8 protein-coding genes are annotated in these 11,864 nt (G+C 73.6%); 7 read left to right on the top strand and 1 reads right to left on the bottom strand.

The genetic code is table 11. From position 1 onward, the window contains the following. Positions 1-109: 109 nt before the first annotated feature. The 5 genes from ACUJ8O_RS08335 (at position 110) to ndk (ending at position 6,988) form a co-directional block, all read left to right on the top strand. The gene (locus ACUJ8O_RS08335) at positions 110-745 is read left to right on the top strand and encodes a TIGR03085 family metal-binding protein (RefSeq protein ID WP_101965499.1); all 636 of its coding nucleotides are present in this window, start codon (positions 110-112) and stop codon (positions 743-745) included. 278 nt (positions 746-1,023) lie between these two features. Beyond that, positions 1,024-4,440 (top strand): isoleucine--tRNA ligase, encoded by a 3,417-nt coding sequence (gene ileS, locus ACUJ8O_RS08330; protein WP_113914190.1) that lies wholly within the window; start codon positions 1,024-1,026, stop codon positions 4,438-4,440. Then, complete coding sequence (locus ACUJ8O_RS08325; protein ID WP_073115424.1) at positions 4,440-5,993, top strand: bifunctional folylpolyglutamate synthase/dihydrofolate synthase; 1,554 nt, start codon at positions 4,440-4,442, stop codon at positions 5,991-5,993. The genes ileS and ACUJ8O_RS08325 overlap by 1 nt, the downstream gene beginning before the upstream one ends. After that, positions 5,990-6,490, top strand: a complete 501-nt coding sequence (locus ACUJ8O_RS08320) for a DUF4233 domain-containing protein (RefSeq protein ID WP_073115421.1) — start codon at positions 5,990-5,992, stop codon at positions 6,488-6,490. Before ACUJ8O_RS08325 ends, ACUJ8O_RS08320 begins: the two co-directional genes overlap by 4 nt. Positions 6,491-6,565: 75 nt before the next feature. Continuing rightward, the gene (gene ndk / locus ACUJ8O_RS08315; RefSeq protein ID WP_012750845.1) at positions 6,566-6,988 is read left to right on the top strand and encodes a nucleoside-diphosphate kinase; all 423 of its coding nucleotides are present in this window, start codon (positions 6,566-6,568) and stop codon (positions 6,986-6,988) included. A gap of 86 nt (positions 6,989-7,074) precedes the next feature. Here the strand turns inward: ndk and ACUJ8O_RS08310 are convergent, their stop codons facing one another. Continuing rightward, positions 7,075-7,734 carry a vitamin K epoxide reductase family protein gene (locus ACUJ8O_RS08310; RefSeq protein ID WP_041104903.1) on the bottom strand — a complete coding sequence of 220 codons (660 nt, stop codon included), beginning with the start codon at positions 7,732-7,734 and terminating at the stop codon, positions 7,075-7,077. Between the two features lie 268 nt (positions 7,735-8,002). On the opposite strand from ACUJ8O_RS08310, the gene ACUJ8O_RS08305 reads away from it, so the two are divergent. Both ACUJ8O_RS08305 and rplU read left to right on the top strand, forming a co-directional pair. Then, complete coding sequence (locus ACUJ8O_RS08305; RefSeq protein ID WP_123244142.1) at positions 8,003-11,308, top strand: Rne/Rng family ribonuclease; 3,306 nt, start codon at positions 8,003-8,005, stop codon at positions 11,306-11,308. A 232-nt stretch (positions 11,309-11,540) separates the two neighbouring features. Beyond that, on the top strand, positions 11,541-11,846 hold the full coding sequence (gene rplU, locus ACUJ8O_RS08300) for a 50S ribosomal protein L21 (RefSeq protein ID WP_002853919.1): 306 nt from the start codon (positions 11,541-11,543) through the stop codon (positions 11,844-11,846). Positions 11,847-11,864: the final 18 nt, after the last annotated feature.

Raw genomic sequence — 11,864 nt, 5'->3', positions numbered from 1 at the left:
GAGCGTCCTCCTCGGCGCCGGAGGCTGAGTCCTCCCGTCGGGCGGATTCGCGGCCGCGGCGCGGCCCACCCCTCGCCCGCGCCGCGGCCCGCTCCCTACCGTGGTGCCCATGACCACCTTCGCCGCAGCCGAACGCGCCCGTCTCGCTGACCTCCTGCTCGAGAAGGGCCCCCACGCGCCCACCCTGTGCGGCGGCTGGAGCACCCGCGACCTCGCCGCCCACCTCTGGCTGCGGGAGAGCCGGCCCGACGCCTTCGCCGCCCTGTTCATCCCGCCGCTGTCCCGCCACCTCGACCGCCTGACCGCGGACACCAAGCGCCGCGACTACGCCGAGGTCGTGCGGGAGTGGGCCGCGGGCCCGTCGGCGCTGAACCCCATGCGGGCGGCGGACAGGCACGTGAACGCGGCCGAGCACTTCATCCACCTCGAGGACGTCCGGCGCGGCGAGTCCGCGACGGGCGGCTCGCTGCCCGCCCCGCGCCCGTTCTCCCCGGACGAGGAGGACGCCCTCTACCGCTCGCTGCGTCGCATGGCCCCGCTGTTCCTGCGCACGTCCACGGCGCCGGTGGTCCTCCAGGGCCCGGGTCGCGCCCCGGTCACCGTCACCCGTGGGGCCGTGGCGCTGCGGGCGCCCGTCACGGTGACCGGCGAGGTCGGGGAGCTCCTCCTCTGGGCCTCGGGCCGGGACGCCGTGCACGTGGAGATCGACGGCGACGCGTCGGCGGCCGTGCGCACCGCCCTCTGACGCGCTCCGGCCCCGCGGCCCCGGGCCGGCGCAGCGTCCACTACACTGGCGGGCACAGGCGTCGACCCGGCCATCACCGGCGAGCCTCCGGAAGAACGGGCCGCACGGCCCCAGTAGAACCGGACGGGTAAGCCCGTCACAGCAGTCATCAAGCGGCCGGCACCCCGGGGACCTCCCGACGCCGGCAAGCAAGGTGGTACCGCGTCCGCGGCCGGCCGGAGGGTCGGGCCCTCGGGCGTCCTTGCACGGAACCGACGCCCCGGACGCAAAGGACCCCCGTGTACCCCCTCGCCTCCTCCGCCCCTGACGGCCGCACCCCCGCCTCCCCGCGCTTCCCGGAGATCGAGCGCCGCATCCTGGCGTACTGGGACGAGGACGGCACCTTCCAGGCCTCGATCGACCAGCGTCCCACCCGGAACGAGGACGGCTCGCAGAACGAGTTCGTCTTCTACGACGGCCCGCCCTTCGCCAACGGCCTGCCGCACTACGGCCACCTGCTCACCGGGTACGTCAAGGACCTCGTGGCCCGCTACCAGACGCAGCAGGGCCGCCGCGTGGAGCGCCGCTTCGGCTGGGACACCCACGGCCTGCCCGCCGAGCTCGAGGCGATGAAGCAGCTGGGCATGACGGACAAGTCCGAGATCGAGGCCATGGGCATCGACACGTTCAACGACGCCTGCCGCTCCTCGGTCCTGAAGTACACGGACCAGTGGCAGGACTACGTGACCCGCCAGGCCCGCTGGGTCGACTTCGAGAACGACTACAAGACCCTCACCCCGGACTTCATGGAGTCCGTGATCTGGGCCTTCTCCGAGCTGCACCGCAAGGGCCTGACCTACCGCGGCTTCCGCGTCCTGCCCTACTGCTGGAACGACGAGACCCCGCTGTCCAACCACGAGCTGCGCATGGACGACGACGTCTACAAGATGCGCCAGGACCCCTCGGTCACCGTCACGTTCCCGATCACCGGCCTCCCGGCGGACCCCGCCCTCGTGCCCGACGGCGGCGCCGACGCGGCGCTCGCCGCGCACCTGGCCGGCGTCCACGTCCTGGCCTGGACCACCACGCCCTGGACGCTGCCGACCAACGCGGCCCTCGCCGTCGGCCCCCAGATCCAGTACGCCGTGGTGCCGGCCGGCCCCGAGGGCGCGACCGCGGACGGGGACCGCTTCCTCCTGGCCGTGGACCTGGTGGGCGCCCACGCCAGGGAGCTCGGCTACGCCGATGCCGACGCCGCCCGCGCCGCGGTCACCGAGACGATCCCCGGCGCCCGCCTCGGCGGCCTGGCCTACGCGCCGCTGTTCACGGACGTGTTCGACGCCCACCGCGGGGAGACCTTCACCGTCAACGGCCGTGACCTCGGCGTCGAGGGCGCCCACCGCATCCTCGTGGACGACTACGTCTCCACCGAGGACGGCACCGGCGTGGTCCACCAGGCGCCGGCCTACGGTGAGGACGATCAGCGCGTGTGCGAGGCCAACGGCATCCCCGTGCTGCTCTCCGTGGACTCCGGTGCCCGGTTCCTGCCGCTGTTCGCCCGCGAGGACGTCGGGCGCGGCGACCTGCGCGAGATCGCCGGCGTGCAGGTCTTCGAGGCCAACCGCACGATCATCCGCGCCCTGCGCGCCCTGGGCCGCGTGGCCCGCGAAGCCTCCTACGAGCACTCCTACCCGCACTGCTGGCGGTGCCGCACGCCCCTGATCTACCGCGCGGTGACGTCCTGGTACGTCAAGGTCACCCAGATCAAGGAGCGCATGCTCGAGCTGAACGAGGAGATCACCTGGATCCCCGGCAACGTGAAGCACGGGCAGTTCGGCACGTGGGTCGCCAACGCGCGCGACTGGTCCATCTCCCGCAATCGGTACTGGGGCTCGCCCATCCCGGTGTGGGAGTCCGACCACCCCGACTTCCCCCGCCAGGAGGTCTACGGCTCGCTCGCGGAGATCGAGGAGGCCTTCGGCCGCCTGCCGCGCAACGCCGAGGGCGAGGTGGACCTGCACCGCCCGTGGGTGGACGACCTCACCCGCCCCCACCCGGACCCCGAGGCCGCCGCGGCGGGTGCGGTCATGCGCCGGGTCGAGGACGTGCTGGACGTCTGGTTCGACTCCGGCTCCATGCCGTACGCCCAGGTGCACTACCCGTTCGAGCGCGCGGACTGGTTCCCCACGCACAACCCGGCGGACTTCATCGTGGAGTACATCGGCCAGACGCGCGGCTGGTTCTACACCATGCACATCCTGGCCACGGCGCTGTTCGACCGGCCGGCGTTCTCCAACGTGATCTCGCACGGCATCGTGCTCGGCTCGGACGGGCAGAAGATGTCCAAGTCGCTGCGCAACTACCCGGACGTCACGGAGGTCCTGGACCGCGACGGCGCGGACGCCATGCGCTGGTTCCTCATGGCCAGCCCCATCCTGCGCGGCGGCAACCTGATCGTCACGGAGGAGGGCATCCGCGAGGGCGTCCGCCAGGTGCTGCTGCCGGCGTGGAACGCGTACCACTTCTTCACCCTGTACGCGAACACCGCGCACGACGGCGGCGCCCGCCCCGAGGGGTACCGCGCGCAGGAGCGGCACACCGCCGAGGACCCCCTGGACCAGTACATCCTGGCCGCCGCGGGCCGCATGCTGCGGGAGGTCAAGGCCGGCCTGGACGCCTACGAGGTTTCGGACGCCACGGACGCGCTGCGCGGCTTCATGGACACGCTGACCAACTGGTACATCCGCCGGTCCCGGGAGCGGTTCTTCGACGAGGACACCGTCGCCTTCGACGTCCTCTACACCGTTCTCGAGGCCTTCACCCGGGCCGCCGCACCGCTGATGCCGCTGATCGCCGAGGAGATCTGGCGCGGCCTCACCGGTGGCCGCTCGGTCCACCTGACCGACTACCCGGACGCCGACCTGTTCCCCCACGGGCCCGAGGCGGACTCCCTCGTGGCCCGGATGGACGCGGTGCGCCGCATCAGCTCGGCCGGCTCGGCCCTGCGCAAGGGGGCCGGGCGCCGGGTGCGCCTGCCGCTGCCCCGCCTGTCCGTCGTCGTCCCGGACGCGGCGGGCCTCGAGGGCACCTACGCCCGCATCGTGGCGGACGAGCTGAACCTCAAGGACGTCGAGCTCACCGAGCTCTCGGAGGAGGCGATCGCCCGCTACGGCATCGGCACGGAGCTGAAGCTGAACTTCCGCGAGCTCGGCAAGGCGTTCGGCAGGCAGGTGCCGCTCGTGAAGCAGGCGGTCGACGCCGGCGCGTACGAGGAGACGGCCGAGGGCCTGGCGGTCACGCTCGCCGACGGCGAGACCGTGACACTGGCCCCCGCGCTCTACGAGCTGCGCACCGTCTCCACCGGCGCCCCCGAGGGGACCGCGGTGGGCGTGCTGCCCGGCACCGCCGGCTTCCTCGTGCTGGACACCGAGGTCTCCGCGGAGCTGGCCGCCGAGGGCACCGCCCGGGACGTGGTCCGCGCCGTCCAGGCGGCCCGCAAGGACGCCGGCCTGGACGTCTCCGACCGCGTGCGCACGCGGATCGAGGGCCCCACCGCCGTCGTGGCGGCGCTCGAGGCCCACCGCGGCCTCGTCGCGGAGGAGACCCTCACGGTGGACCTGGAGCTCGTGGACTCCGGTGCGGCCGACCCGCGCAAGGACCCGGCCGACGACGCCATGAAGACCGTGGCAGTCACCGTCGCGAAGGCGGACGCGTGATGCGCGGGGACGCCCCGGGCACGGTCGAGGAGGTCTACCGGGACCTGCTCGCCCGCGCCCCGGAGAACAAGATGCAGCCGCGGCTCGAGCCGATGCGGCGCGTGCTCGCGCTGCTCGGCGACCCGCAGCACGCGGCCCCGGTGATCCACCTGACCGGCACCAACGGCAAGACGTCCACGGCGCGGATGGTCGAGGCCGTCCTGCGCGCCTACGGGCTGCGCACCGGGCGCTACACCTCGCCGCATCTGCAGCGTGTCACGGAGCGGATCAGCATCGACGGCGCCCCGGTGGCCGACGAGACCTTCGTGCGCGTGTGGGGGGAGATCCTCCCGATCGTGCAGACCGTGGACGCGGAGCTCGAGGCCGCGGGCGAGGTCCCGCTGACGTACTTCGAGGCGGTCACCACGCTGGGCTTCGCGGTGTTCGCGGACGAGCCCGTGGAGGTCGTCGTCCTCGAGGTGGGCCTCGGGGGCGTGACGGACGCGACCAACGTCGCGGACGCCGTCGTCTCCGTGGTCACCCCCATCTCCCTGGACCACACGGACCTGCTGGGGGAGACCGAGGCCGAGATCGCCGAGGAGAAGGCCGGCATCATCAAGCCCGGCGGCGCCCTCGTCTCCGCCGCCCAGGAGCGCGACGCCGCCCAGGTGCTGCTCGAGGCGGCGCAGGCGGCCGACGTGCCGTTCCGCTTCGAGGGCGTCGAGTTCGGCGTGCTCGAGCGCTCCCTGGCCGTGGGCGGCCAGCAGGTGTCCGTGCGTGGCCTCGCGGCCGAGTACCGGGACCTGTTCCTGCCGCTGCTCGGGGAGCACCAGGCGCAGAACCTCGCGGTGGCCGTGGCGGCCCTGGAGATGTTCCTGGGCGGCGGCGAGCGACCGCTGGACGAGGAGCTGCTGCGCGAGGGGCTGTCCCAGGTCACCTCGCCCGGCCGGCTCGAGGTGCTGCGCACCGCCCCCACGCTCATCGTGGACGCCGCCCACAACCCGGACGGCGTGCGGGCCACGGCCCGTGCGGTGCAGGAGGCGTTCGGCTTCACCCGCCTCTCGCTGGTCGTCGGGATCCTCCAGGAGAAGGACGCGCCGGGCATGCTCGCGGCGCTCTACCGGGCGTTCGGCGACGACGTGGAGGACCTCGCGGTGACGCAGTCCTCCTCGGCCCGCGCCATCCCGGCCGGGGAGCTGGCCCGCATGGCCGTCGACGCCGGCTGGCCCGAGGACGACGTGTACGCCACCGAGTCCGTGCCGGACGCCCTCGAGTGGGCGGTCGGCCGCGCGGAGGCCCTCGAGACGAGCGCGGACGAACTGGCCTCCGGCACCGGCGGCGGTGTGCTCGTGCTCGGCTCGATCACCCTGGCCGCCGAGGTCCGCACCCTCGTGGGCGAGCCCCGCCATGCCGGCCCCGTCACCGTGGCCGCCCGCGGCCTCGACCCCGCCGACCTGCTCGACGCCGTCGGGCTGGCGGACGCCGACGAGGACGACCTGGACCCGGAGATCCTCGAGCTGCTCGAGGACCGCGACGACGCCGGCGCCCGCCGCCGGACGGAGGAGGACCGATGAGCCCCGACCAGCCGGAGACCGGAGGCGCCCCGGAGCAGGGGCGCTTCGGCGACGAGTCCTGGCGCCCCGAGCGCGAGACGCGAGCCCAGCGGCAGTGGCGCCCCGGCACTCGTCGGCGCCGCCGCTCCGTGCGCGCCCTGTTCACCTCCACGATCCTCATGCTCGAGGCGGTGCTCATCTTCTTCCTCGGGCTCATGCTGTTCGGCATGCACCGGGACGAGCCGGGCGCCTGGTGGTTCGTGGCGGGCTACTCCGCGCTGGCCGTCGTCGCGGTGCTGACCTGCGCCCTGGTGCGCAAGCCCGTCGGCATCGCGATCGGCTGGGCGATCCAGGCCGTCCTGCTGGCCTCCGGCTTCTGGGAGTACTCGATGTTCGTGGTGGGGGCCCTCTTCGCGCTGACGTGGGCGTACGCCGTGATCAAGGGCGGTGCCATGGACGTCGAGAACGCCCAGCGCGACCGCCTCGAGGCCGCCTGGGAGGCCGAGCACGGACGCTGAGTCCCGGGCCCCACTAGGGTGGAGCGGGAACCGGGCCGCGCTCGCGGCCGTCCGACGACGCTAGGAGCACACCCCATGACGCACCACACCGAAGAGACCCTCGTCCTCATCAAGCCGGACGGGGTGGCCCGCAACCTGGTCGGCGAGATCCTCGCGCGCATCGAGCGCAAGGGCTACGTGATCGCCGACCTGAAGATGCTCACGCCCACCCGCGCCATGTTGGAGCGCCACTACGAGGAGCACCAGGGCAAGCCGTTCTTCGAGCCGCTGGTGGCGTTCATGGCCTCCGGCCCCGTGGTGGCCGCGCGCGTCACGGGCGATTCGGTGATTGAGGGGTTCCGCTCGCTGGCCGGCAAGACCGACCCCACCGTGGCCGCCCCGGGCACCATCCGCGGCGACCTGGGCCGGGACTGGGGCGAGGCCGTCCAGAAGAACCTCGTCCACGGTTCGGACTCGACCCTTTCGGCCGAGCGCGAGCTCGCGATCTGGTTCGGCTGAGCCCGTTCCGGGCCCGCACGACGGCGGCCGGTCACCCTGGTGGGGTGACCGGCCGCCGTCGTCGTGTCCGGTGGGGGAGCTTAGGCTCAGTCGATCCCGACGACCCCGAGGCCCAGTTCCAGCAGGATCGAGGCGAACACCAGGACGTAGAGGAGCACGATCACGGGCCAGGCCAGCTCCCGGGCGAGGCGGACGAGACCGGCCGGGGCCGGCAGCGTGCCGGTCTGCAGGTTCCGGGACGTCACAAGCACGAGCTGGGCGATGACCATGGCCCACACGATCATGCAGTAGAGGCAGAGCGTGCCGATGCTGTAGACGGCCGAGTACCAGAGCCACACGCAGAACGCGAAGCCCGCCAGGATCCCCGCGTTCATCAGCAGCCAGTACCAGCGGGCGAAGCGGGCGCCGGCGAGCAGGGACATCCCCACGGTGATGAGCACGGAGAACGCGACCACGCCGATGTACGTGTTCGGGAAGCCGAAGGTGTGGGCCTGCCACGACTGCATCACCTGGCCGCAGGACACCCACGGGTTGAGGTCGCAGGACGTGCGGTGCGTCGGGTCCGCGGTGAGGAGGGCGCGCTCGACGATGATGATGATGGTGGCCGTCAGCGCCACGAGCGAGGTGATCAGGAGCAGCGCCGCCGTGCCCGCGGGCCGGGCGTACCAGGTGAGCCGGGCCTCCTCGGCGGGGATGTCGTCGGCGGGGGAGAGGCGGATGTCGTCCGTCAGCGGGGTCGCAGGCATGGACACGATTCTAGGCGCGTGCCCGGGGCGGATGTGAGAGAATCGGCCCTGGCCGTCCCGTGGCCACACCGCGGGGCAGCCCGCTGCGCGCCCGACGTCGGGCCGCCGCCGAGGCGCCCCCGCGTCGAGCATCGTGCGGGAGGTGGACGCCGGGCTTCGCCCGTGCGCGTCCGTGCGCCGGCCGGCGGACGGCACGTGACGCCCAGGCCCCGATCTCGAGGGCGCAGCGGTTCCGCGCCGGGCCCTGACGGTCGACGCGGTCCACCCGATGACTTCTCGGAGTCCGCCTCCCGGCGCACCCGTGGCGCACGGCGCCCGGGGCAACGCGGCCGGCGGCGGACGCGGACACGCCGGGCGGCGGCGAGTGTGGCGTCGTCGGTCGGCGGGAGGTGCTGCCATGGCGGCCAACAACGAGGACACGACCCGCGCAGACGAACGCGTGGAGGAGACGGCCGAGCAGGCCGTGACGCAGACCGCGGCGGACACCGCCGCCGGGGCGGTTCAGCCGGAGCGGACCCCCGCGTCCGACGACGCCGCGGACGCGCCCGAGGAGCCGAGCGCGCCGACGCTGCAGGTCGACCCGACCGACCCGTTCGCCGTGCCGGCGAACCTGATCGAGGTCCTGCGCACCGAGACCACGTCCCGGCAGCGCTCCGAGGACGAGGACGCCGGAGAGTCCGAGGACCGGGCCGAGGGCGCCGTGGTCTCCCGCCGGCGCCGCCGACGCCGCCGCGGCGAGGTGGACATGGAGCTCGACGGCGGCGAGGCCGGCGATCCCGAGCACACCGTCACCCGCGTGCGCGCGCCGCGCCAGGCCGTGAGCACCGCCTCGGACACCGTCCAGAGCGTCAAGGGCTCCACCCGGCTCGAGGCGAAGCGCCAGCGCCGCCGCGACTCCCGCTCGGGCGGGCGTCGCCGCACCGTGATCACCGAGGCCGAGTTCCTGGCCCGCCGCGAGGCCGTGGACCGCAAGATGCTGGTGCGCCAGCGCGACCAGCGCATCCAGATCGCCGTGCTCGAGGACGGCGTGCTGGCCGAGCACTTCGTCTCGCACACCACGCAGGACTCGATGATCGGCAACGTGTACCTGGGCAAGGTCCAGAACGTGCTGCCGTCCATGGAGGCCGCGTTCGTGGACATCGGCCGCGGACGCAACGCCGTGCTCTACGCGGGCGAGGTCAACTGGGACGCCGCCCAGCTGGACGGCAAGCCGAGGAAGATCGAGAACGCGCTCAAGTCCGGCGACACCGTGCTCGTCCAGGTCACCAAGGACCCGGTGGGCCACAAGGGCGCCCGTCTGACCAGCCAGGTCTCCCTGCCCGGCCGCTACCTCGTGTACGTGCCGGGAGGCTCGATGACCGGCATCTCCCGCAAGCTGCCGGACGTGGAGCGCTCGCGTCTGAAGAAGATCCTCAAGGACCACCTGCCGCAGGACGCCGGCGTGATCGTGCGCACCGCGGCCGAGGGCACCTCCGAGCAGGAGCTGCAGAACGACATCAACCGTCTGCGCGCCCAGTGGGAGGGCATCCAGGAGAAGGCGTCCGGCACCAAGGTGCTCGCCCCCGAGCTGCTCTACGCCGAGCCGGACCTGACCATCAAGACGGTCCGCGACGTCTTCAACGAGGACTTCTCCGCCATGCTCGTGCAGGGCGAGGCCACGTGGGACAACATCGAGGCCTACGTGACCTACGTGGCCCCGCACCTGCTGGACCGGTTGCACCACTGGGTGCCGGAGGACCACGACGGCGAGGACCTGTACGCCACCCACCGCGTGGACGAGCAGCTCCACAAGGCGCTCGAGCGCAAGGTGTACCTGCCCTCCGGCGGCTCGCTCGTGATCGACCGCACCGAGGCCATGACCGTGGTGGACGTGAACACCGGCAAGTTCACGGGCTCCGGCGGCAACCTCGAGGAGACCGTCACCAAGAACAACCTCGAGGCCGCCGAGGAGATCGTCCGGCAGCTGCGCCTGCGGGACATCGGCGGCATCATCGTCATCGACTTCATCGACATGGTGCTCGAGGCCAACCGCGACCTCGTGCTGCGCCGTCTCGTGGAGTGCCTGGGCCGGGACCGCACGAAGCACCAGGTCGCCGAGGTGACCTCGCTCGGCCTGGTCCAGATGACGCGCAAGCGCATGGGCACCGGGCTCGTGGAGGTGTTCTCGGAGACCTGCGAGCACTGCGCCGGCCGCGGCATCCTCATCCAGGACACGCCGGTCGAGCGGGGCCGCTCCGGCGGTGAGCAGCGCGGCGAGGCGGAGGGCCGCCGTCGTCGCCGGCGTCGGGGCGACGGCGAGGGCGAGCACGCCCACGCCGCCGCGGCCACGACGACGGGCGCCGAGCACGCCGACTCGGAGGACGAGCGGCAGCGCCGTGAGCGGGCCGAGGCCGCCCGGGTCGCCCTGCACTCGATCGCGAAGGCCTCCGGCAAGGTGGCCGAGGACGAGGCCCCCGCCCAGGAGTCCGCCCCCGCCGAGCAGGCGGCGGACGCCGCCGAGGACTCCGCGGCCGAGGCCGTCGAGGCCGCGTCGGCCGGGCCCGCGGAGGCCGGGCAGCCGGCCGGGACGGACGAGGAGGAGACGCCGCGTCGCCGGCGTCGTCGGGGCCGCCGCCGCAGCCGGGGCCGCGCTGAGGAGTCGGGGGACACCGGCGCCGAGGTCGCGGGCTCTGAGGATGCCGCGCGGTCACACGACGACGGCCCCGCCGAGTCCGCCGATCAGCCCCGTCAGACGGAGGAGGAGGCCGAGCCGGCCGCCGCCGAGGCCCCCGAGCACCAGGACCCGGTCGCGCAGGCCGAGGAGGCCGAGTCCCCGGAGGACGCGGACGCGCAGGACGACCGTCCCCGCCGGTCCCGGCGTCGTCGGGGTGGCCGTGGGCGGTCCCGGCGGGACGGCGAGGCGGCCTCGACCGAGACCGACGCCGAGGACCAGGGCGCGGAGCGCGCGACGCCGTCGCGGCACGACGCCGCGGACGCCGAGTCCTCGGCGGCCGCGCCCGCGGAGGACGCATCGGAGCCGGTCGAGGATGCCTCGGCGCCCGTGCCCGCCGAGGATGCCCTGGCGCCCCGGCGCCGCCGGTCCCGCCGGGCCTCGAGCGACGGCGTCGTCCGTCCGGCCGCCGGTGCGGACGCGTCCGCCGAGCGGACGGCCGACCGCACGGACGCGGCTCCGGTGGAGGCCACCGAGCCCTCGCCCGAGGAGTCCACGGACGCCACCGAGGTCCACGAGCAGCCCGCCGCCCCGGCCGCCGTCGAGGAGGCCGTGATGGTGGAGCCTGCGGCGACCGAGCCGACGGCGGAGCCCACGGCGGACGCGGACCAGGCGTCCGCCGCGGACGCCCCGACCGAGGCCCAGGCGGCCCCGGCGCCCGGATCGCCGCGCCGGCGCTCGCGTCGTGCCGTGTCGTCCGACGGCGTCCACGTCCAGGTCCAGGCCGCGCCCAGCGGCGCCCAGGGCGGCCGCTTCACGGCGGCCGTGGCCGAGGCGTCCACCCCCGCCGAGCCGCAGGGTGCCGCCCCGGTGATGCTCGGCGTCGGCGTGAAGGCCGCCGACCTGGCCCGTCGCGGCCGCTGACCGTCGTCGGTGCCGCCGCCCCGGGCCTGCCCAGGGCGGCGGCGACGCGCCGACACGCCTCTGTTTGGTCCGGATGCCCGGCAGCGAGTATGCTGGACCATCGGTGTTCACCGCCCGCACGCTCCCGCATGTCCCGGTGAGGGACCGCCGGACCCGGACGCAGCCGCGGTCGAGGTGCGGGCGAGCAGAACCCGATCTGATCCATTGAAACGTCGAGAGAAGTGAGTCCCAAGTGGTGTACGCGATTGTCCGCGCTGGCGGCCGCCAGGAGAAGGTTTCCGTCGGAGACCTCGTTACCCTTGACCGCGTTCCCGCTGAGACCGGTGGCTCCGTCGAGCTGCCCGCTCTGATGCTGGTGGACGGGGACGAGGTCAAGGCTGGCGCCGATGCCGCCGGTGTGAAGGTGACCGCCGAGGTCGTCTCCCACTCCCGTGGCAAGAAGGTCGTCATCATGAAGTACAAGAACAAGACCGGCTACAAGAAGCGCCAGGGCCACCGCTCTGAGCTGTCCACGGTCAAGATCACCGGGATCGCCTGAGCCGTCACCGGCACCGGC

The organism is Micrococcus sp. EWR3.9.1, assembly GCF_052615555.1.
This window is presented reverse-complemented; position numbering and strand designations above follow the sequence as displayed.